Source organism: Streptomyces sp. JJ36, from assembly GCF_021696945.1.
Classification (GTDB): Bacteria; Actinomycetota; Actinomycetes; order Streptomycetales; family Streptomycetaceae; genus Streptomyces.
Genome location: NZ_JACYHE010000026.1, coordinates 19803 through 41053, shown reverse-complemented (window position 1 = coordinate 41053; position 21251 = coordinate 19803). Strand labels below are relative to the sequence as shown.

Here is a 21251-nt window from a genome sequence, read left to right as displayed (position 1 = left end):
ACGGCGGCTCCGGCATGCTGGCAGTGACCCGGCCGTCGAGACGTGAGGAAGCCGTGGTGAGCGAGGGCGCGCAGGGCAGAAGCGACGCAGGAACGCCGGGGACCCCTCCCCAGCTCCGGCTGGACGAACTGCTGGAAGGGTTGCAGCAGCAGGTGGGGCTGGTGCGCTCGGCGAGGGACCGGATGCGGACGCTGCTCGACGCCGTCCTGGTCGTCGGGTCCGACCTCGACCTGGAGGTGGTGCTGCGCCGGATCGTGGACTCCGCGGTCACCCTGGTCGACGCACGGTACGGGGCGCTGGGTGTGCTGGGCGAGGAAGGGACGATCAAGCAGTTCCTCACCGTGGGCATCGATGAGGAGACCGTCGCCGGGATCGGGAGCTATCCACGCGGCGAGGGCATCCTGGGGGAACTCATCCGCCGCCCGGAGCCGCTGCGGCTGGCCCGACTGGCCGACCACCCCGCGTCGGTGGGATTCCCGCCCGGGCACCCGCCGATGACCAGCTTCCTCGGAGCCCCCGTCCGGGTGCGGGAGGAGGTCTTCGGCAATCTGTACCTGACGGACAAACGGGGCGGAACGCAGTTCGACGCGGACGACGAGGCGGTGCTGCGGACTCTGGCCGCCGCGGCCGGCGTGGCGATCGACAACGCCCGGCTGTACGACGAGACCCGGCGGAAGCAGCGGTGGCTGGCGGCCAGTGACGACCTGACGCGCAGCCTGCTGGCGGGCGTGGAGCCGGCGGAGGTCCTGGAGTCGGTGGCTGCCACCGTGCGGGAGCTGGCCGGTGCGGACCTGGTCACGCTGGCGGTCCCGGTCGGCGAGAGCGGTGAGCTCGCCGTCGAGGTCGCCTCCGGCGCCCGGGCCGACGACGTCCGCGGCCTGGTGCTGCCGGCCACGGCGCCGGCGGCGAAGGTGGCCGCTTCCGGAGCGACGGTGACCGGCGACGCCGTCAGCGTCGCCCCGCGCGCCGAGGGCAGCGGCGTCCCGGCGGTGGACCTGGGGCCTGCGTTCTTCGTGCCGCTGGGCTCGGGCGACCGCCGACGTGGTGTGATCACGGTGGCGAACATGCCCGGCGGCCCGTCGTTCCCGGACACCACGGTCGACATGATCACCGGGTTCGGCAACCAGGCCGCCCTGACGCTCGAGGTCGCCGATCACCGCCGGGACGCCGAGCGCATGCTCGTCCTCAGCGACCGCGACCGCATCGCACGGGACCTGCACGACCTGGTCATCCAGCGGCTGTTCGCCGGTGCCCTGACGCTGCAGTCCACCCTGGGCCACGTCTCCGACCGGCCACAGGCGAGCGAACGGGTCCAGCGGGTGGTGGACGATCTGGACGACACGATCAAAGTCATCCGGTCCACCATCTACGGCCTGCGGGAGGGCGACCGCGGACGCGGCGGCGGCCTGCGGGCGAAGCTGGTCGCCACCACCGACCGGGCCGCCGAAGCGCTCGGTTTCTCCCCGGCGCTGCGGATGACCGGCTTGCTGGACACCGCTGTCCCCGCCACGCACGCCGACCACCTGCTGGCCGTGCTGGGCGAGGCGCTGTCGAACGCCGCCCGGCATGCCCGGGCGGCGTCGGTCGACGTCGGTGTCGACGTCTCGGGGAGAGTGCTCCGGCTGCGGGTGGCGGACGACGGCACCGGCCTCGGTGGTGGTGCCGTCCGCGGCAGCGGCCTCGCCAACATCAGGGAACGCGCCGAGGCCCTGCAGGGCAGCTTCGAGGTCTCCCCGAACCGGCCCAGCGGTACGCTGCTGGTCTGGTCCGTGCCGCTGCCCTCCCACGAGCGGTGAGGGCCGGAAGGAGTCCGGCCGTACGGGCGAGGCCGGGGCGGGTCCTCACGGCCCCAGCGCCCCCGGGGCTCCCGGCGGAGGCGGGCGCCCGGCCTGCTGCGCGGCTGCCGTCGGCGGCGCCGGGACCCCGGGTGGCGGGCGCAGGGCCGACCGGCCCTACCCCCGCCTGGGGACCGCGGTGACGATGGAGCGATGTTCCAGAGTGACACCTTCCAGGCTCTCGACCGGGCGGAGTGCCTGCGCCTGCTGGCCGAGGTGCCGGTCGGCAGGGTGGTCTACACCAGGCACGCGTTGCCCGCGATCCTCCCCGCCAACTTCTCCCTGGACACGGACGGCTCCGTCCTGCTGCGCACCTCGCCCGGGTCGGAGCTCGTGCACGCCGTGGACGGCGTCGTGGTCGCCTTCGAGGCGGACGAGTTCGATGCGGCGACCCGGTCCGGCTGGAGCGTGGTCGTCACCGGACGGGCCACCGTGGTGGCCGATCCCGCCGAGCACCAGCGCCTCTCGCAGGCCGGCCCCGCCTCCTGGATGCCTCTGCAGGGCACGGTGGTCGTACGCATCGCACCGGAGATGGTCACCGGGCGCGAACTCCGGGGAGCGCGCGACTCCCGGTGAGACGTCGTCACCGGTGCGGCCTGCCCGGCCTCCGGTGCACACCACGACAGGGCCGAGCCGACGAGTACGGGTCCCCGGGGCCCGGGCCCCGGGGGCCCGTGCGGGCCGTCCTGCGCGCGGTGCAGGCTTCGCACAGGCGCGCCGTCGCCCCCCTTCTCCCGCTGCCCCGCAGGTGCAGCCGTTCCCCTCGGCCGCCGGCCGCCGGAGCCCAGCGGCCGGCGGCCGGTCCGTCGTCACCGCCCGGCTGCTTCCGCGGCGTTCCCCGGCCCGGGACGCCCCGCGGCACCGGGCACGTCCCTCCGGTGCGGGCGCCGGCGACGGAGCGCGGACTCCTGTCGCTCCGGAGCCGGGCGACCGCTCCGCGCCGCCTCCGACGGACCGGACGCCACCGGCATCACCGGGGCACGCCCGCAACCCCGGCCGGGCATCAGCCCCTGCTCCCGGCCGCAGCCCGCCGGGGGCTCGGCGTGCTGCGACCCGCCCCCGTCGAAGCGCTCCTGCGGGCAGCCGGTCGCGCCCGGAGAGCGGCTGCCGCGGTAGGGCCGGAAGGGGAAGGTCTCCGGTGCCGTGCGTCCCTGCGGTGAACGGGTGCAGGGACCGGTGTGCCCGCATCGGCGGGCCGTCCGGCCCTGCTTCGCCCGGAGGCCCCGAACCACGCCGGAACGGGGGCGGGTGCCTGCTACACAGGAGTGGCCGCCCCGGTGTGACGGCGGCGCCACTTCCCCCTTGTCCCTGCCCGGGAGGCTTCATGCTGTCCGAAGAGTCCGCCGCGGTGGTGCGTGCCACCCTGCCGGCCGTGTCCGGTGCGCTCGACGAGATCACCGCACGCTTCTACGGTGCGATGTTCCGCGACCGTCCGGAACTGCTCGACGGGATGTTCAACCGCGGCAACCAGGCCAGCGGAGCCCAGCGCCGGGCCCTGGCCGGATCGATCGCCGGTTTCGCGACCGCGCTGCTCGACGACCCGGAGGGCCGCCCGGACACCCTGCTGGACCGCATCGCGCACAAGCACGCCGCCGTCGGTGTGACGGACGACCAGTACACGCTCGTGCACAAGTACCTGTTCGGCGCGATCGCCGAGGTCCTCGGCGACGTGGTCACCCCGGACGTCGCCGCGGCCTGGGACGAGGTGTACTGGCTGATGACCGGTGCCCTGATCGGCCGTGAGGCCCGCCTCTACCAGGACGCGGGCGTGAGACCCGGCCAGGTCTGGCGGCAGTGGACGGTCGTCGAACGTCGTGCCGAAACGCCGGACGTGGTGTCCTTCCTGCTCCGTCCCGCCGACCGCGCCCCTGCTCCGCGTGCGCGGGCGGGCCAGTACGTGAGCGTGCGGGCCCTGATGCCCGACGGGATCCACCAGGTGCGCCAGTACAGCCTCTCCTCCGATCCGGGCGGCGACCTCCGGAGGATCACCGTGAAACGGGTCGCCGGCACGGCGGGCGCGCCGGACGGCGAGGTCTCCCGTCTCCTGCACGAGGAGGTCCGGGAGGGCGACGAACTGACGCTCTCCGCACCCTTCGGAGACGTCTTCCTCGACGAGGCGGCAGACACCGCCACGCCGCTGGTGCTGGTGTCCGCGGGCATCGGCGGAACCCCCATGACCGGCATCCTGGCTCGGCTCGTCTCCCTCGGCTCGACCCGTCCGGTGCTGGTCCTGCACGCCGACCACTCCCCCGCCGAACACGCCCTGCGCACCGAGACAAGGGAACTGGCCGGACGGCTGCCGGGCGGTCGCACCGTCTTCTGGTACGAGCACCCCGGCCCGGAGGAACCGGACGCCCGCGAAGGCCTGATGGGCCTCGACGGCATCGGGCTGCCTGCGGACCCCACGGTGTTCCTCTGCGGCCCGCTGCCGTTCATGCGGGCGGTGCGCACCCAGCTGCTGGCGGCCGGGGTGCCGGCACGGCGCATCCGCTACGAGGTCTTCGGGCCCGATCTGTGGCTGCCCGGCCCGGCCGCCTGAAGCAGCGCGGAAGCGCCGCCGCGGTGTCCTCACCGCGGCGGCCGGGGCCACCGGCCGCCGGCGGCCCAGGGCGCCGGAGCCGTCACCGGATCTCGCGCAGCCGCCCGGTGCGGACGTCGTAGACGAAGCCCCGGACGGCATCCTTGTGGACGAGGAAGGGGCTCTCCCGGATGCGGGCCACGGAGCGACGCACCTGCTCCTCCAGGTCGCCGAAGGCGTGGAAGCCGAACGGCACCCTGGTCCCTGAGGCGGCCTCCACCTGCCGTTTCAGCACGTCGTCCTGGAAGGTGAGCATCCCGCACTCCGTGTTGTGCACGAGCATGATCTCTCGCGTTCCCCCGACACGCTGGGAGATGACCAGCGACCGGATGGTGTCCTCCGTGACGACCCCGCCGGCGTTCCGGATGACGTGCGCGTCCCCCTCCGCGAGGCCGAGCATCCTGTGCACGTCCAGCCGGGAGTCCATGCAGGCGATGACGGCCAGTCTCTTCCTCGGCGGTCGCGGAGGGTCGAGGTCCTCGTACGCAGCCGCGAAGGCGGCGTTCTTCTTCAGTACGTCGTCGATGGCACCCATCGTTCTTCCTCCCGGTACGCGCATTCCTGCGGGCCGGTCTTCGCGCTCTCCCCGACGCACGACCCGCCCCGGCCGCCGACGACGCGTGACCTCACCGGTGGCCTCCGGGCTGCCGTACGACGACGACCGGGCACTGCGCGTGGTGGACGACCGCCTGGCTGACCGAGCCCAGGAGCAGTCCGCTGAAGCCGCCGCGGCCCCGCGCGCCCACCACGAGCAGGCCGGCCCGTGCGCTCGCCCAGATCAGCGCCTCGCGGGCGCCCTCGCGCACCAGGCGGTGCTCCACCGCGACGTCCGGATACCGTTCCCGGTGGCCGGCGAGGGCCTCGGCGAGCAGCCGCTCCTCACCCGCCTCGAGCGCGCCCGGCGGAGACGCGTAGGGCTGAGCGGGGTCCTGCGGCGGAGGCACCGGGGCGCTCCACGGCGTCCACGCGTGCAGGGCCAGAACGCCGGCCCCGCGCAGGGCGGCCTCGGCGAAGGCGAAGCCGACCGCGTGCTCTCCGGCCGGCGAACCGTCCACGCCCACCAGGACGGCGTCGTCCTCCCCCGGGGCCTCCCGCACGACCAGGACGGGACACCGGGCGTGTGCGGCGAGGTGCACGGCCGTCGAACCGAGCAGGACTCCGGTCACCCTCCCGAGGCCCCGGCTGCCGACCACCACCAGGCCGGCGTCCCGGGACTCCTCCTCCAGCACCATACGGGGCGGGCCCGTGCGGACCGAGTGGCTGACGGCCACACCGGGGGCGGCGGACCGGGCCCGGGTGGCGGCTTCCTCCAGCGTGCGGTCGGCCGCCTCCCGCAGCCCGTCCTCGACGGGTGCCAGCGGGACGGGGCCGGGCGGCAGATACGTGGGGGGCCAGGAGTAGGCGTACACCACCCGGAGGCCGCAGCCCCGCATCCGGGCCTCGCCGGCCGCCGTCTCGACGGCCGCCAGCGCCGACGACGAGCCGTCCACCCCCACCAGAACCGGTGCGCTCACCGTACGCCTCCACTCTCCCAGCACGCCCCACCCGGGGCCCGGCCACCCGGCACCTCACACCACCGCCCGGACAGCAGGGAACCCGTGAACACCCGCGCCCGGAACTGCGGTCCCGCACAGCACCCCGGAGGCGTTCCGGGCCCGGACACGACCCGCTCCAGCACGAGCCGGCCGGACGGCCGCGCTCCCTGCTCTCCCTCCACTGTCGAGCCTCGGCGCCGCCACGGCATCCCGGAAGAGGCCCTTCGGTCCCCTGGAGGGTGATCCGGTCGAGAAGCTGATCGGCGTGGTGCTCGACCGCGGCGGCGTCGCCGCCGGCGACGCCGAAGTGACCCAGGCGGAAGCGGCCGGCCTGCGAGGCCTGGACGGCATCGCCGATCACGCGGCGCAGGTGGACTGCCGGCACGTGCGGGATGCTGCCACGGGAGGCCCGGGCCGCAGCAGGGACCGGCCCCGCAGGGCGCGGGCGAGGGCGGCGGGCGGGTGTGAGGGGGGCGGCCCCGGGCCACTCGGAGCACCCCGACGGAGGGGATTGACGAAGGGAGCCCGGCAGTGCCGCGCACACCGCCCGAGGGGGCCGCGGAGATCCGGTTCATCGGTAACGCCACACTGCTGATCCGTTACGGGGAGCTGACGCTGCTGACCGATCCGAACTTCCTCCACCGCGGGCAGCTCGCCCACCTGGGCTACGGGCTGGTCTCCCGCCGGCTGACCGATCCGGCCCTCGACGTGGCCGACCTCCCGCACGACGACCTCGACGCAGTCGTCCTGTCCCACCTGCACGGCGACCACTTCGACCGGGTGGCCCGCCGCGCCCTGGACCGGAGCCTGCCGTTCGTGACCACACCGCACGCCTCCCGCTTCCTCCAGGGGCTGTACGGCTTCCATCGCGCCGTGGGACTGCGCACCTGGCAGAGCCACACCCTGCTCCGCGGTGACGCGCTGGTGCGCATCACCGCACTGCCCGGCCGCCATGCCCCGGGGCCGGCGCGCGCCCTGCTGCCGCCGGTGATGGGCAGCCTGCTGGAGTTCGGAGACCGGACGGGGACCGTCCGGCTCGTCGTCTACCTCACCGGCGACACCCTCCTGTACGACGGACTGCGCGAGATCGCGCGGCGCCACCCCGACATCCACCTGGCCGTCCTGCACCTGGGCGGGACCACGCTGCCCGGCGGCATGGTGGTCACCATGGACGCCGTGCAGGGCGCCGGCCTGCTCGACCTCCTCCGGCCACGCCGGGCGCTGCCCGTCCACTACGACGACTACACCGTCTTCCGCTCCCCCCTCTCCGACTTCCTCACCGAGGCCGACCGGCGCGGGCTCGGCACCTGTGTGCTGCGGTGCACCCCGGGCGAACGCGTGACGGTCACCGCCGACCGCGTGCTCTGAGGATGCTGCCGCCGCCGCGCAGGCGCCCTGAGGCCCTCCGGCGTACGCCCTTCGGCACCGGCCCCTGCGCGGGCCGGCGCCGGCAGCCCACCCGACGCGCCGGACGGCACCGCCGGTGGCAGCACCGCGTCGTCCCCGCGGGTGAGGGCCCGGACCCGCACAATGAGAACGGACCGGACGGAGGCGGACCCGGAAACCGAACGGAGGACCGGTGCTGGACATCAGCGCACTCACCTGGGCCGTCACCATCGGCCTGATCCTCGCCCTGCTCGCCGTCGACCTGATCCTGGCCGCCGCACGCCCGCACCGGGTCGGCTTCGGCGAAGCCACCGCCTGGTCGGTGTTCTACATCCTCGTCGCGGTCGCCTTCGGCGGCTGGTTCGCCCTGCGGTACGGCGGAGGGTTCGGCACGGAGTACTTCGCCGGCTACATCGTGGAGAAGAGCCTGTCGGTCGACAATCTGTTCGTCTTCGTCATCATCATGACCACCTTCGCCGTGCCGGCGGAACACCAGCACAAGGTGCTCACCTTCGGCATCGTGCTCGCCCTGGCCATGCGCGCCGTCTTCATCGCGCTCGGGGCGACCCTGCTGGCGCTGTTCTCGTTCATGTTCCTGCTGTTCGGGCTGCTGCTGATCTACACGGCCGTGCAGTTGTTCCGGCACCGCGACGAGGATCCCGCCATCGAGGACAACGTCATGGTCAGGGCCGCCCGCCGGTTCCTGCCGGTCACCTCCGACTACGTCGGCGGCAAGCTCACCACCCGCGCCGACGGGCGCCGGATGGTCACCCCGCTGTTCATCGTCCTGCTCGCCATCGGCAGCATCGACCTGCTCTTCGCGCTCGACTCCATCCCCGCGGTCTTCGGCATCACCCGGGAGCCGTACATCGTCTTCACCGCCAACGCCTTCGCCCTGCTCGGCCTGCGCGCCCTGTTCTTCCTCGTCAAGGGGCTGCTCGACCGGCTGGTGTACCTGTCGGCCGGGCTCGCACTGATCCTCGCGTTCATCGGCGTCAAGCTCATCCTGCACTGGGCGCACGTCGACGTGCACGAAGGAGTCCCCGAGATCCCCACCCCGCTCAGCCTGGCCGTGATCGCCCTCGTACTCGCCGTCGTCACCGTGGCCAGCCTGATCAAGACCAGGCACGATCCGGAGGCCAAGGCCCATCCCGGTTCACTGCGCGCGCACCCGCCCCCGTCCGCGGACTCCGACCGGGAGACCGGCCGGACGTGACCGCCTGACAGGCCTGGGGCGGCCGGCCCGCCCGGTTCCTTCCGGGCGGGCCGGCATCGAGGCGGCTGCGGCGCTGTCGGCCGTACGGGTTACAGGTCGACCTCGCTGCCGCCGATGGTGACCACGAGGCGGCCGCTGGAGTCGAAGCGCCAGTCCAGGGAGCCCGCGTACGGGGCGCACCGGGAACCGTTGGATCCGTCCCAGAACTGGTTCGACCCGTCGGCGTCCCCCTCGTAGCGGTCGGTCGAGCCGCTGTCGCACGAGGTGTTGTTCCGGAACACCGAGGAGCCGCCGTCGAACTGGAAGTTGCGTTCCCCGTTGCCGACGCTCAGGTTGTTCGAGAGGGTCATGGTGCCGGGGTTCGAGTTGTAGGTGAACCCGTGCTTGCCGTTCTCGAAGGCGATGCTGTGGTGGACGTGGTGGTCCACCTCGATGTCCGAGCCGCCGAGCTTGAAGCCGTTGCGGTCTCCGCTCGAGTGCTGGGAGCCGTCGGAGAGCGAGCCGTTGCCGAGCGCCAGGGAGTGTTCGATGGTGACCTCGCCGATCGGGCCCGTCTCCGACTTCGTGTACAGGTCGTAGCCGTCGTCGATGTTGTTGTACGCCACGGTGTAGCGGAACACGTTCCCCTCACCGACGGTGAGTTTCGGGGCGAAGCCGTCGGCGTCCTCACCGTCGGAGTCGGCGTTGTCGTGCGAGACGGAACTGACGATCAGGTTGTTCGAAGGCCACTCCGCCCTGGGGGCCCCGGCGGTGTACCGCGACAGTTGCAGCCCGGTGTCGCGGTTGTACCGGGTGGTCACCCGCTCGATGATGGTGTCGTCACCGCCCAGCAGGATTCCGTTGTCGCCGGCCCGCTCGACGGTGATGCCGTCGAGGTGCCACCGGTCGCCACCGATGGCGAGTCCCCGGTTGGACGAGTCCTCACTCTGCGCCGAGAAGTTCAGCACGGGTGTCTCCCCGGGGTAGGCGAACAGCTCGTTGCGGTCGCCCGGCAGGCCGTCGTTCCCCGGCTCGATGTGCACCGTCTCGGAGAAGTCGTACGTACCGCCGCGGAGGTAGATCGTCCCGCCGGGCTCGATCCGGTCGATCGCCGAGGTGAGCGTCGTCGGGTCGGACTCGGTGCCGGAGGCGCTGTGGCTGCCGCCCGGAGCCACGAAGATCTCGTCGCCCGACGGCGGCGGGGTGTCACCGCCGCCGTCCGGCGGGCCGCCCAGCGAGGAGTCCAGGTAGTCGATGTTCGGCAGGCCCTGCGGACCGGTGGCGACCAGCCGGACCGTGTTGGTGCCCGCGTTCAGCGGCACGGTGACGCTCTCGGTGGACCAGCTGTCCCAGGCGCCGGTCGGCTCGAACGGGACCGAAGCCACCGTCGAGCCGTTGACCTCCACGGTCGCGCCCCGGCCGGCCGAGGTGCCGTTGGCGTACCCGGCGGTCAGGGTCGCCTCTCCGGCGCTCCCGGCGTCGAGGGTGAACCCGGCCGCCGCGCCCGAGGCGTTGCCGGTGTTGCAGAACCCGCTGCCGGAGTAGCCGGAGTGGTCGTTGTCGAGCGAGCCGTCGCACATCGCCGGGGGGGACTCGGCCTCGAGCCGCACCGCCTCGCCGTCGCCGGTGCCACCGCCACTGTCGCCGTCGTCCGGCGGTGAGCCGGCGTAGGTCTCGAACTCGGCGACGCGCGGTGTGCCGTTCGCACCGGTGATCTCGAAGTCGATCTTTCGCAGCGTCGTCGGGTCGAAGGTGAGGACACCCGCTCCGCTGCCGGTGGTGAGGACGGCGCCGGTGTCGTGGTTCACGACCCGCCAGGAGCCGATGGTGCCTTCGGATCCGGCCGCCTCGCGGATGTTGACGGTGGACACCGTGGTGCCGGAGCCCCACTTGACCGAGATGCGACCGGTCGTGCCGCTCGGCGACCAGTAGGTGCTCAGGTCTCCGTCGATGACGTTCCCGTAGCTGGTCCCGTCGGCCTTGCCGGAACCGTCGGCGCCGGCCCCGAGGCTGAGGTTGGTCCCGCCGGGGGGATCGGTCGGGTCCGGGTCGGTCGGAGGATCGGTCGGGCCCGGGTCGGCCGGGTCCTCCGCCTCGCAGTCGCCGTCCGAGGTGCGGTTGCCCTTGCCGGCGCCCGCGGTCTGGTCCAGCACCTCCCGCACGCAGCCGGCGTCGTCGGGCTCGTACGAGTACGGCACGCTCACCGTCGTGGTGGACTGCGGGTCGGGCCCGGCGGGGTGGTTCTCGTCGCCCTCGTCCGACCAGGTCACGTTGTCGTAGATGTTGCCGCTGACCTGCCAGTAGCCCCGCTCGTTGGTGTAGAAGGTGCCCAGGACGTCCCTGGAGTCCTCGAAGTAGTTGTTCTCCACCTTCGCGCGGGCGCCCACCCGGGAGTTGATCCCGGACTTCGCGAGGCCGGCGTAGTGGTTGTTGTACATGTGTGCCGTGGCGGCACGCAGCAAGGGGGCCCGGGAGTCGATGTTCTCGTACCGGTTGTGGTGGAACGTGATGAAGTTGTTCGACGTGTCGCTCTCGCTGGAGCCGACGAGACCGCCGCGGCCCGAGTTGCGCAGCACGCTGTAGGACAGGGTGACGTACCGGGTGTCGTCCTTCATGTCGAAGAGGCCGTCAAAGCCCTCCGACTCCCCGCCCGACGCCTCGAGCGTGGTGTGATCGACCCAGACGTTCCGGACGTCGCTCTCCATGCCGATCGCGTCACCGCCGTTGGAGGTGGGCGAGCCGGACTTCCGGACGTTCCGGACGGTCACGTTCCGGATGATGATGTTGCTGGACTCGCGGATGTGGATGCCCACCTGATCGAAGACGGCCCCGCTGCCGACGCCGACCAGGGTGACGTTGCTGACCCGCTTGAGCTCGATCCTGTCGTCGTCGGTGTCGCAACTGTCACCGGAGACCTTGCTGGTGTTGCCGTGGTTGATCGTCCCCTCGACCTCGATGACGACCGGAGTGCCGGTGCCGGCCCGGGTACACAGGGCCTCGTGGATCTCGGTACCGGTGGTGGCCCGGACCGTCTGCCCGCCCGCACCGCCGGTCGTACCGCCGTTCTGGGTGGCGTAGCCCGTGGCACCACCGGCCTGCGCCGACGCCTGGGACGCCGGCAGGGCCAGACCAGCCGTCACCACGGCCGTCGTGGCGAGCGTCGACACGAGCCGACGCGTTAATGATCGTCTCACCGCTTACCCCTTCTCGAGGATGAGCCTTGACGTGTCCCCCCGAGAGTAGGGAAAGCGCTTTCTGCGTCAAGGGGGTGTGGTGCAACCGCTTGCACAGGGGGCGACCCGTCTCATCGCCCCGCACACCTGTGTCCAGCGGTTTCCTCGGCATCCGGCTCGGCTTCGGTGCGAGCGCTCCTCAAAGGCGGCAACCGATTGGGAATCCCGACGGGAAGGCCGGCCGCGGACAGTGGCCCATGCGGCCCCGTCGTCGCCCTCTACGCCGCCCAGCAGGCACGCCTGAGCGGGCGACCTGCAGGGGAGTGAGGCAGCGCTTTCTGCCCACCTGTCGACGGAGTCATGGCGTACGGGCCCGTGCGTGCCCGCTTCGGCCTGCTGGTGGTGGGCAAAGGCCCGCGTTACCCGCCGAGGAGGCCGATCAGGACGTCGTACGCCTCCTGGACGAGGGTGTTGCCGTGCGCTGAGGAGGTGTTCGCCAGGGCGACCAGGGCTGTGCCGTGGTGCGGACTGAAGCCGGCGAAGCTGGTGCAGCCGAAGGTGGCGCCTGCGTGGTAGTACAGGCGCGTCCCGTCGGGGCGGGTGCGGATGTGCCAAACCAGTGCCACGCCGTTGCCGCGCCGCATGCGGATCCGCGGTCGCCGTACATCATGGAGGGCGGTACGCAAGGTGGGCGGTACGCCGGCCGAAGCGGGATCGAGGAGAGCCTCGGCGAGCGCGAGGAGATCCCGTACGCCGGCCCGTAGGGCCCCTGCCGCGGCCAGTCCGGGAAAGCGGAACGGAGGCAGGGGGCGGTGGCGCCAGTAGCCGGTGACCTGGGTGAAGGCGGAGGGAGGGCTGGTGGCGGCGTCGGTGGTACGCAGTCCGAGGGGCCGCAGAACCCGGGTGTGGAGCAGGGTGGCGTAGGAGGTGTCGCCGGCCGCGTGGGTGAGGGCGTGGCCCAGCAGTCCGACGCCGAAGTTGGAGTAGCGCATACGTGTGCCGGGAGTGGCCCGAAGGCGGCTGCGGGCCAGTGCGTGCAGCGCGTCCCGGGTGGTGAAGCCGGCGTAGGGGGCGGCCAGCAGCCGCGGGAGAGGGCGGCGCAGCACGCAGGGCAGGAGGTAGGGCAGTCCGGGCGGTGTGTGGGGCAGTCCGGAGGTGTGGGTGGCGAGGTGGGTGAGGGTGATGCCGGAGCCCTTCGGGGGCAGGCTGGCGCCGGCGGGAAGGTGGCGGGCGAGGGGGTCGTGGTGGTCCAGTTCTCCGCGGGCTGCTTGTTCGGCCAGCAGCACGGCGGTGAAGGTCTTGGTGAGGGATCCGATCTCGAAGCGGGTGGCCGTGTCGGCAGGCACCCCGTCGTGGTGTGCGGTGTGACCCTGCACCACGAGGGCACGGCGGCCCCTGCGGTGCAGGCCGATCGCCACCGTGCTGGCACCGGGCGCCGCGGACCGCAGCCTTCGGGTCGCCTGCCGCACCAGGGTGGGGTCGAGCAGAGGGCCGGCATCGTCTGCCGGGTCACGGGCGTGGGCGGAGGCGCGGGCGGTCATGTCCGCCCTGCGGGTGCGGGAGGGGCGCCCAGGGCGCGGGCCAAGGCCACTGTTGCGGCGACGGCGGCCACGATGGTGGTGTGCTGGTGGTCCCGGAAGCGGGTGACGGGGTCGTCGTCGACAGGCTGGTCGTCCCGGGGTGTCAGGCCGTCCGGGTGCTGGAGTTCCGCCAGGCGGTGCCAGTCGCCGGCCTCGGTGCAGGGCTCGGGCAGGCAGTTGCCGACGATCAGGAGTTCGCCCACCAGGTCCCACTGGCAGGCCTCCGTCCAGATGTCCGTCCACACCGGCAGCCAGCGGGTGAGGTAGGCGGCCATGTCGTCGGGCAGGCCGCTCGGTTGCCGGCCCCAGTCGGTGAGGTGGAAGACGGTGTGGGTGACGGCGTAGCCGGTCATCCAGTCGATGTGCCAGGGCTGCGGGGTGCTGCCGAGCCAGGTGGCACGGGTCAGTGTCTCCCAGGCGGGGGCTGCCGTGGTGTGGCCGGTGATGCGCAGGGCGTTGGCGACGGCGAGCCGCCGGTTGGGCTGCTGCTCCGCGACGTGCGCGGTGCCCGCCGCGACGACGTGCGGGATCAGCCGTTCCATGCCGGGGTGACGGTAGCCGGACCGGGCGAAATGGGCGTAGATCTCCAGGGCGTCGGTGGCCAGGGGATGGCGCAGCATTCGCTGGTACAGCAGCGTGCCGTGTTCCGTCTCCGTCCAGCAGAAGTCCAGCAGTGCGCGGGCCACTGCGCAGTCGCGGCTGCCGGCGGCACCGTCGCGCAGGACCAGACAGGCGGTCAGCGCCGTCTCCCCCAGCGCCTTGTAGGCCTCCGGGTCCGTGCTGATGTCCTCGCCGGCCGGTGCTCCCGCTCGGCGGTGGGTGTGCAGCCAGTCCAGGGCGCGGGACCTGATCTGGTGGGCGAGGCGGGCCAGGTCCGTGCTCATGGGTTCTCCAGGCCGAGGAGCCGGTGGGAGATCGCTGTGTCCAGCAGGCAGCGGTCACCGCCCCCGCGCAGCGCGATGTCCTGGGTCAGCAGGGCGACATCCACCGGGAGGACGACATCGTCGGCCGCCAGCCAGGCCAGCCAGCGGGCGATGCGTGCCGCGGTGGCGAAGTCGGTCCGCAGGAGAGCCCGGGTCGCGCCGCGGGCCAGGGCGAGGACGCCGGAGCGTGCGGACCGGTGCACCGGTCCGTCCAGACCGGGCAGGGCCAGGGACGCCAGTTGTCCCATGCGCAGGGACCAGGGGACCCACCCTTCGCCGCCGCCCTGGTGGCCGGCCGGGAGGGCAGCCGGGCGGTGACGGGGCGCACCGTCCCCACACTGCGGCGGGCCTTGCGGGACGGGTGCCGCCACACCGGGTCCGGCCGGGTCGAGACGGGTCAGGACCGTGGCGAGCCCCCAGTCGATCCAGGCCCTGGTCCACGGTGGTTCCGGGCCGGCCGGCGGTGCGGCCGCCGGGTGGGGCGCCGGAGGCAGCGCCGAGAGGCTCAGACGGACGGCGGCCGACTCCGCCTGCGGGAGGGCCCGGCCGGACAGCAGGTACGGCGCCAGGGTGTCGGCTCCCAGGACGCGCACTGCGGCCGCCACGACCGCCGGGCCGGAGGCTGCCTTCTCGCAGGCGTCCTGGACCGTGGTCCGCTCGTGCTGCGCTGCCGCCTGCAGGGGCCCGGCCGCCACGGACGTGCTCTCGGCCTCCCGCAGGACGCCGAGAGCACGGCGGGACAACAGATCGGCCGCGGCGCTGTGGGCAGCGCGTGACCGCTCCGTGATCACCGGCGCCGGGGCTCCTTCGGTTCCTTCGGCTCCCTGGGCGAGAGGATGAGGAGCCATGCGGTGGCGGGACTGGGCAGCGGAGCGCCGCTCACCGGCGCCTCGGGGCGAACCGTCAGGTCCTCCAGCAGCTGCGCGTCCAGGGCCGGGGCATCCTGAGTCAGGGTTTCGACCAGCATCATCAACTCCTGCAGAAGAAGGGGCACCGATTACCTGGGACATGCCCCGACCTGACCGCGAAACGCCCGACGACGTCTCGTACCACTCCATCGAGTGAGCCGGCCCGCGCAGGTCGCCGGGGGCGTCCCGGACCGGCGTGGAGACGGCGAACGGCGTCCCCTTCTCCGGGAACTCCGGGCATTCAGGGCCCGCTGGGCCCGGCCGTCCCGGGCGGCAGTACATGGCGGCGGTACCGCTCGACCGTGCGCGCCAGCACCGCGGTGCCGTCCTCCGCCCACAGCGCGTCGTTGAACAGCTCCACCTCGATGGGGCCGGTGTAGCCGGCGGCGTCGGCCCGCTCGCGGAACGAGCGCAGGTCCACGCAGCCGTCGCCCAGCTGCCCGCGCCCGGTGAGGACGCCGTGCGGAAGCGGGGTGACCCAGTCCGCGAGCTGGAAGGCGTGGAGGCGGCCCTCCCGGGCGGCGCGGTCGACACCGGCGGCCGTGCGGTCGTCCCACCACAGGTGGTAGCTGTCCACCACCACGCCCACCTGCGTGGAGGGGAAGGGCGCGGCCAGGTCCAGCGCCTGGCTCAGGGTGGAGACGACGCAGCGGTCGGCCGCGTACATCGGGTGCAGCGGCTCGACGGCCAGCCGTACCCCCCGCTCCGCCGCGTACGGTCCCAGTTCGGCCAGCGCGTCGGCGACACGCCGCCGCGCGGCGGCCAGGTCCCGGCTGCCGGGCGGCAGGCCCCCGGAGACCAGGACCAGGGTCCGGGTGCCCAGGGTGGCCGCCTCGTCGACGGCGGCGCGGTTGTCATCGAGGGCGGCACGGCGCTCCACGGGCTCGGTGGCGGTGAGGAACCCGCCGCGGCACAGCGTGCTGACGGACAGTCCCGCATCCCGCATCAGCCGGGCCGTGGCGTGCAGTCCGTGCTCGGCGACCGGTTCCCGCCACAGGCCCACGGCCGGGATGCCCAGCCGTACGCACGCGGCCGCCAGCTGCGGCAGCGAGAGCTGCCGGACGGTCATCTGGTTGACGGAGAACCGGGCGAGGTCGGTCATGCCGTCACCCCGTGGACGGCGAGCAGCCGGCGCATCCGGTCCTCGGCGCGCTCCGGGTCCGGGAGGAGGCCGAGGACGTCGGCCAGGCGGTACGCGGTGGCCAGGTGCGGCAGGGACCGTGCCGACTGCCATCCGCCGACCATGGCGAAGTGCGTCTGGTGGCCCGCCAGCCAGGCCAGGAACACCACGCCCGTCTTGTAGAAGCGGGTGGGCGCGGCGAAGAGGTGGCGGGCCAGCTCCACCGTGGGGTCGAGCAGTGCCCGGAATCCCGCCGTGTCCCCGGCGTCCAGGCGGCGCACGGCGTCGGCGGCCACCGGGGCCAGGGGGTCGAAGACCCCCAGCAGCGCATCGCTGAAGCCGCTCCCGACCGCTGCCGGCTCGTCCGCCGGGTCGTCCCCGGCGATCAGCTCGGGGTAGTGGAAGTCGTCTCCGGTGTAGCAACGCACCCCTGCGGGCAGCCGCCGCCGCAGCGCGGTCTCCCGGCCGGCGCTCAGCAGGGAGATCTTGACGCCGTCCACCCGGCCGGGGTGGGCCGCGATGATCTCCAGCAGCATCTCCGCGGCGGCGTCGAGGTCCCGGGCACCCCAGTAGCCCTCCAGCGCCGGGTCGAACACCGGGCCGAGCCAGTGCAGGACGACCGGCTCGTCGGCCTGGCTCAGCAGATGCCCGTAGACCGTGGCGTAGTCGGCGGGGCCGCGGGCGGCGGCCGCCATATGCCGGGAGGCCATCAGGACGGGCCGGGCGCCGGCCCGCTGGACGACCTCGAGCTGCTCCTCGTACGCGGCGCGCACCTCGTCCAGCGAGGCGCCGGCGGGGAGCTGGTCCGTGCCGACGCCGCAGACGATCCGGCCGCCGGCGGCCCTGGCCTCGGCGCCGGACCGGCGGACGAGCTCGGCGGCGGCCGGCCAGTCCAGGCCCATGCCGCGCTGGGCGGTGTCCATGGCCTCGGCCACGCCGAGACCGTGGGCCCACAGATGGCGCCGGAAGGCCAGCGTGGCGTCCCAGTCGAGGACGGCCGGGCCGCCGGGCGTGGCGCCGGTCAGCGGGTCGGCGACGACATGGGCGGCCGCGAAGACCGCGCGGGAGGCCGGGGGCGGCCCGCCCGGGGCCGGGCGGGGCACGGCGGCGGGCGTGTAGGCGTACAGGGAGCCGTCGGGGCGGGGCAGGCGCAGGGTCACAGGGTCACCTCCGGTACGTCGATGCGGCGTCCCCCGGCGGCCGCGGCGAGGCCCAGCTCCGCGAGCTGCACGCCCCGGGCGCCGGCCGCCAGGTCCCAGTGGTAGGGCGTGTCCTGGACGACATGGCGGAGGAAGAGTTCCCACTGGGCCCGGAACCCGTTGCCGAAGGTGTCGTTGTCCGGGACCTGCTGCCACTGGGCGCGGTAGTCCTCGGTCACCGGGAGGTCGGGGTTCCACACCGGCTTCGGCGTCGCCGTACGGTGCTGTGCCCGGCAGTCGCGCAACCCGGCCACGGCGGAGCCATGGGTGCCGTCCACCTGGAACTCGACGAGCTCGTCCCGGTGCACCCGGACCGCCCAGGAGGAGTTGATCTGGGCGACCGCCCCGCCCTCCAGGCCGAAGATGCCGTAGGCGGCGTCGTCGGCCGTCGCGGTGTACGGCTTGCCCTGTTCGTCCCAGCGCTGCGGGATGTGGGTGGCGATGTGGGCCTGGACGCTGGTGACCCGGCCGAAGAGCTCGTGCAGCACGTACTCCCAGTGCGGGAACATGTCGACGACGATGCCGCCGCCGTCCTCGGCGCGGTAGTTCCAGGAGGGGCGCTGGGCCTGCTGCCAGTCGCCTTCGAACACCCAGTAGCCGAACTCGCCGCGCACCGAGAGGATCCTGCCGAAGAAACCGCTGTCGACCAGCCGCTTCAGCTTGCGCAGGCCGGGGAGGAAGAGCTTGTCCTGCACCACGCCGTGCCGGATCCCGGCCCGTGCCGCGAGCCGGGCGAGCTCGAGGGCCTCTGCGGTGCCGGTGGCGGTGGGCTTCTCGGTGTAGACGTGCTTGCCCGCGGCGATGGCCTTCCGCAGCGCGCCCGGGCGGGCGGAGGTGACCTGCGCGTCGAAGTACACCTCCACGCTCTCGTCGGCGAGCACGGCGTCCAGGTCGGTGCTGACGGCGTCCTCCGGGAGTCCGTGCCGCGCGGCGATCTCGTGCAGCGCGTGGGCGCGGCGTCCGACGAGGACCGGTTCCGGCCACAGCACCGCTCCCTCCCCCAGGGGGAGGCCGCCCTGCTCCCTGACGGCCAGGATCGACCGGACCAGGTGCTGCCGGTAACCCATGCGGCCGGTGACGCCGTTCATGGCGATCCGGATGACTCTGCGCTCCATCTCCCCGCCCTCGCCTTCTCGTAGTAAGCGCTTACCATTGCGGTAGGCTAGCTCGCGAACAGTGAGCGGTACAAGAGTCGGCGTGGCCCCGCGGTCCGGGCGTGCCGAGGGCGAGGGGGCTGCCCATGGCGGTGACACTGGCGGATGTCGCGGCCCGCGCGGGCGTTTCCACGGCGACGGTCTCCCGCGTGCTGAACGGCAACTACCCGGTGGCCGGGGAGACCCGGGCCCGGGTGGAGCGTGCCGTGCGGGAGCTGGACTACGTCACGCACGGCCCGGCCAGGGCCCTGGCCGCCGCCGCGTCCGACCTGGTCGGCGTGCTGGTCAACGACATCGCCGACCCCTACTTCGGCCTGCTGGCCGGCGCCGTGCAGACGGAGATCGGCGGCGTCGACGGCGGCCGGCTGGCCGTCATCGGCAACACCGGCGGTGAGCCGGAGCAGGAACTCGGTTACCTCGCGCTGCTGCAGCGCGAGCGCGCGGACGCGGTGGTGCTCACCGGCGGCACCACGGAGGACGAGCAGGACCAGACGACCCTCACCGACCGGCTGCGGCGGCTCGCCGCCTCCGGGGTCCGCATCGTGCTGTGCGGGCGGCCCGCGCTGCCCGGCCTGGCGGAGGCGCCGGAGGTGGCGACCGTCGACTTCGCGCACCGCTCGGGGGCCAGACGGCTCACCGAGCACCTGCTCACCCTCGGCCACCGCAGGATCGGCTACATAGCCGGGCCGCGGGGCCGGACCACGACGGCGCTGCGGCTGCAGGGCCACCGGGAGGCGCTGGAGGGCCACCCGGACGCCACCGGGTCCCGGGTGGTGTACGGCGCCTACGACCGGGCCTCGGGGTATGCCGGGGCGTGCGACCTGCTGCGCCGGGAGCCGGGGCTGACCGCGGTGGTCGCCGCCAACGACGCCGCCGCGCTCGGTGCCTGCGCGGCGCTGCGCGACGAGGGCCGGCGGGTCCCCGAGGAGGTGTCGGTCGCGGGCTTCGACGACCTCCCGTTCAGCGGCGACGCCTGGCCGCCGCTCACCACCGTACGGGTCCCGCTGACCGACGCGGGAGCGATGGCCGGCCGGCTGGCGCTGCGCCGGGCTCCCCTGGAGCCCGGCGCGGTGCTGGTGCTGCCGACCGAGGTGGTCATCCGGAGCTCCACCGCACCGCCCCCCGTGCGGGAGTGAGGTGCCGGGCGGTCCCCGCGGTGGCGCTGCCGGGCCGGGCGGCGCGGCACGACCGGGCGGCCTGACGCCGGTTCAGGGCCGGGAGGCCGCGGAGACCCCCGGCGGGCCGGGGGTGCTCAGGGCGCGACCAGCCGGGTGCCCTCGTCGGTGAGACGGACGGGCAGGCCCCGGCGGGAGGAGAGCCGGCCCGCCGCGCCGATGAGCACGCTGCGGATACCGTCCTGGAAGCCGGCCTGGCGGACCAGGGGGTCCTCGCCCGGGCCACGGAAGACGTCGTCCAGCAGCAGGCGGTCGCCTCCGCCGTGACCGCCTTCGCCCTGTGCCAGGTCGATCGTCTCCGGCTCGGACCAGTGCCGGTGCAGCACCAGCTTCTCCCAGGTACCGGCGGCGTGTTCCTTGCCGGAGGCGGTGGGGTCGATCGCGGCCTGCGGCGGTGTCCAGACGCGCTCGCACACATCCAGCTCCAGGCGGCCCCGGGTGCCGTTGAAGGCGACGCGGTAGCCCTCCCAGGGGGCGTAGGCGGTCAGGGAGTAGGTCAGCACGGCACGGCTGTCGTAGCGGACCAGAAGGGACATGGTGTCGTCGATGTCCACGTCCGGGGAGAACACGTCCCGGTCCCGGTGGTAGCCGTCCTCGTGCTCGGCGTCCAGGTACAGGCGTGTGAGACGCTCGTCGGCGGAGAGGTCCAGCAGGAAGGGATCGGTGCCCAGTCCGGGGGCGCCGCGGGCGCGTTCCGGTCGTGGACCGCCGGCGGCTGCGGTGGCGCCGGCTCCGTCGGCGCCGTAGAACCGGCGGTCGGTCTGGGCGTAGACCAGCTCGGCGCGGGCGCCCAGCCACCAGTTCACCAGGTCGAAGTGGTGGGTGGACTTGTGCACCAGCAGACCGCCGGAGTGCTCCTGCTCGCGGTGCCAGCGGCGGAAGTAGTCGGCGCCGTGGACGGTGTCCAGGGCCCACTCGAAGTGCACGGAGGTCACCTCGCCGATCGCGCCGTCGGCGAGCAGCCGCCGCACGGCGGAGTTCCGGGGTGAGTAGCGGTAGTTGAAGGTGACGACGATCCGCCCCGCGGAACGGGCGGCGGCGTCCGCGATGGCCGCGCAGCTCCCGGCGTCCACGGTGAGGGGCTTCTCCACCACCACGTCCCGGCCGGCCTCCAGGCTGGTGATCACATAGCGGGCGTGGGTGGCGTCCACGCTGGTGACGACCACGGCGTCGGCGGCGTCCAGGGCCTCGCCGAACCGCTCGGGCGGCAGGCAGGGCACGGCGGGGCGCCCGGCGGCCGTGAGCCGCTCGTTGTAGTAGGCCATGCGGGTGCGGTTGGGGTCGCAGAAGGCGACGATCTCTCCCGCGTCGGCCCACTCCCCGAGCAGGGCGTCCACATACATCTGCGCGCGGTGGCCGAGTCCGACGAATGCGTAGCGGCGAGTCACTGGTCTTCTTCCTCACGTCCGGCGGTGCGGGTACGGAAGTGCTGAGGGTGAGGGGGTGGTCCGGCCGGGAACGGCCCCGGGGCCGGGTGCGGGACCGGCCCC

Annotated in this window: 17 protein-coding genes; 6 read left to right on the top strand and 11 right to left on the bottom strand. The window is 73.5% G+C overall.

Features of this window, described 5'->3' with window-relative positions:
• Positions 1-56: 56 nt before the first annotated feature.
• The 3 genes from HOY81_RS12970 (at position 57) to HOY81_RS12960 (ending at position 4374) form a co-directional block, all read left to right on the top strand.
• Positions 57-1796: a GAF domain-containing protein gene (locus HOY81_RS12970; protein WP_237320474.1), complete on the top strand. Its 1740-nt coding sequence runs from the start codon at positions 57-59 to the stop codon at positions 1794-1796.
• A 192-nt stretch (positions 1797-1988) separates the two neighbouring features.
• Positions 1989-2411, top strand: a complete 423-nt coding sequence (locus HOY81_RS12965) for a pyridoxamine 5'-phosphate oxidase family protein (RefSeq protein ID WP_237320473.1) — start codon at positions 1989-1991, stop codon at positions 2409-2411.
• Positions 2412-3159: 748 nt separating this feature from the next.
• Positions 3160-4374 carry a globin domain-containing protein gene (locus HOY81_RS12960; RefSeq protein WP_237320494.1) on the top strand — a complete coding sequence of 405 codons (1215 nt, stop codon included), beginning with the start codon at positions 3160-3162 and terminating at the stop codon, positions 4372-4374.
• Positions 4375-4456: 82 nt separating this feature from the next.
• Here HOY81_RS12960 and HOY81_RS12955 read toward each other — a convergent pair whose 3' ends face one another.
• Complete coding sequence (locus tag HOY81_RS12955) at positions 4457-4948, bottom strand: carbonic anhydrase (RefSeq protein WP_237320472.1); 492 nt, start codon at positions 4946-4948, stop codon at positions 4457-4459.
• A gap of 91 nt (positions 4949-5039) precedes the next feature.
• The gene (locus HOY81_RS12950) at positions 5040-5927 is read right to left on the bottom strand and encodes a universal stress protein (protein WP_237320471.1); all 888 of its coding nucleotides are present in this window, start codon (positions 5925-5927) and stop codon (positions 5040-5042) included.
• 552 nt (positions 5928-6479) lie between these two features.
• On the opposite strand from HOY81_RS12950, the gene HOY81_RS12945 reads away from it, so the two are divergent.
• Both HOY81_RS12945 and HOY81_RS12940 read left to right on the top strand, forming a co-directional pair.
• Entirely contained in the window at positions 6480-7316 is an 837-nt protein-coding gene (locus HOY81_RS12945) for an MBL fold metallo-hydrolase (RefSeq protein WP_237320470.1), read from the top strand.
• A 211-nt stretch (positions 7317-7527) separates the two neighbouring features.
• Complete coding sequence (locus HOY81_RS12940) at positions 7528-8550, top strand: TerC family protein (protein ID WP_308340995.1); 1023 nt, start codon at positions 7528-7530, stop codon at positions 8548-8550.
• 89 nt (positions 8551-8639) lie between these two features.
• Here the strand turns inward: HOY81_RS12940 and HOY81_RS12935 are convergent, their stop codons facing one another.
• The 8 genes from HOY81_RS12935 to HOY81_RS12900 form a co-directional block, all read right to left on the bottom strand.
• Positions 8640-11723, bottom strand: a complete 3084-nt coding sequence (locus HOY81_RS12935) for a carbohydrate-binding protein (RefSeq protein ID WP_237320469.1) — start codon at positions 11721-11723, stop codon at positions 8640-8642.
• A 398-nt stretch (positions 11724-12121) separates the two neighbouring features.
• Complete coding sequence (locus HOY81_RS12930; RefSeq protein WP_237320468.1) at positions 12122-13243, bottom strand: serine hydrolase; 1122 nt, start codon at positions 13241-13243, stop codon at positions 12122-12124.
• On the bottom strand, positions 13240-14166 hold the full coding sequence (locus HOY81_RS12925; RefSeq protein WP_237320467.1) for a hypothetical protein: 927 nt from the start codon (positions 14164-14166) through the stop codon (positions 13240-13242). Before HOY81_RS12925 ends, HOY81_RS12930 begins: the two co-directional genes overlap by 4 nt.
• Positions 14163-14996 carry a hypothetical protein gene (locus HOY81_RS12920; RefSeq protein WP_237320466.1) on the bottom strand — a complete coding sequence of 278 codons (834 nt, stop codon included), beginning with the start codon at positions 14994-14996 and terminating at the stop codon, positions 14163-14165. Before HOY81_RS12920 ends, HOY81_RS12925 begins: the two co-directional genes overlap by 4 nt.
• Entirely contained in the window at positions 14993-15172 is a 180-nt protein-coding gene (locus tag HOY81_RS12915; RefSeq protein ID WP_237320465.1) for a hypothetical protein, read from the bottom strand. The genes HOY81_RS12920 and HOY81_RS12915 overlap by 4 nt, the downstream gene beginning before the upstream one ends.
• Positions 15173-15354: 182 nt before the next feature.
• Entirely contained in the window at positions 15355-16215 is an 861-nt protein-coding gene (locus tag HOY81_RS12910) for a sugar phosphate isomerase/epimerase (RefSeq protein ID WP_237320464.1), read from the bottom strand.
• On the bottom strand, positions 16212-17393 hold the full coding sequence (locus HOY81_RS12905) for a dihydrodipicolinate synthase family protein (protein ID WP_237320463.1): 1182 nt from the start codon (positions 17391-17393) through the stop codon (positions 16212-16214). The genes HOY81_RS12910 and HOY81_RS12905 overlap by 4 nt, the downstream gene beginning before the upstream one ends.
• Entirely contained in the window at positions 17390-18547 is a 1158-nt protein-coding gene (locus tag HOY81_RS12900) for a Gfo/Idh/MocA family protein (protein WP_237320462.1), read from the bottom strand. The genes HOY81_RS12905 and HOY81_RS12900 overlap by 4 nt, the downstream gene beginning before the upstream one ends.
• Before the next feature lie 125 nt (positions 18548-18672).
• On the opposite strand from HOY81_RS12900, the gene HOY81_RS12895 reads away from it, so the two are divergent.
• Complete coding sequence (locus tag HOY81_RS12895; protein ID WP_237320461.1) at positions 18673-19722, top strand: LacI family DNA-binding transcriptional regulator; 1050 nt, start codon at positions 18673-18675, stop codon at positions 19720-19722.
• Between the two features lie 116 nt (positions 19723-19838).
• Here the strand turns inward: HOY81_RS12895 and HOY81_RS12890 are convergent, their stop codons facing one another.
• Complete coding sequence (locus tag HOY81_RS12890) at positions 19839-21149, bottom strand: Gfo/Idh/MocA family protein (protein ID WP_237320460.1); 1311 nt, start codon at positions 21147-21149, stop codon at positions 19839-19841.
• Positions 21150-21251: the final 102 nt, after the last annotated feature.

Excerpts from the sequence above, each read along its gene's own strand:
- HOY81_RS12925 (WP_237320467.1), bottom strand. The coding sequence starts at position 14,166 with ATGAGCACGGACCTGGCCCGCCTCGCCCACCAGATCAGGTCCCGCGCC.
- HOY81_RS12960 (WP_237320494.1), top strand. The coding sequence starts at position 3,160 with ATGCTGTCCGAAGAGTCCGCCGCGGTGGTGCGTGCCACCCTGCCGGCC.
- HOY81_RS12895 (WP_237320461.1), top strand. The coding sequence starts at position 18,673 with ATGGCGGTGACACTGGCGGATGTCGCGGCCCGCGCGGGCGTTTCCACG.
- HOY81_RS12955 (WP_237320472.1), bottom strand. The coding sequence starts at position 4,948 with ATGGGTGCCATCGACGACGTACTGAAGAAGAACGCCGCCTTCGCGGCT.
- HOY81_RS12965 (WP_237320473.1), top strand. The coding sequence starts at position 1,989 with ATGTTCCAGAGTGACACCTTCCAGGCTCTCGACCGGGCGGAGTGCCTG.
- HOY81_RS12930 (WP_237320468.1), bottom strand. The coding sequence starts at position 13,243 with ATGACCGCCCGCGCCTCCGCCCACGCCCGTGACCCGGCAGACGATGCC.
- HOY81_RS12910 (WP_237320464.1), bottom strand. The coding sequence starts at position 16,215 with ATGACCGACCTCGCCCGGTTCTCCGTCAACCAGATGACCGTCCGGCAG.
- HOY81_RS12900 (WP_237320462.1), bottom strand. The coding sequence starts at position 18,547 with ATGGAGCGCAGAGTCATCCGGATCGCCATGAACGGCGTCACCGGCCGC.
- HOY81_RS12915 (WP_237320465.1), bottom strand. The coding sequence starts at position 15,172 with ATGCTGGTCGAAACCCTGACTCAGGATGCCCCGGCCCTGGACGCGCAG.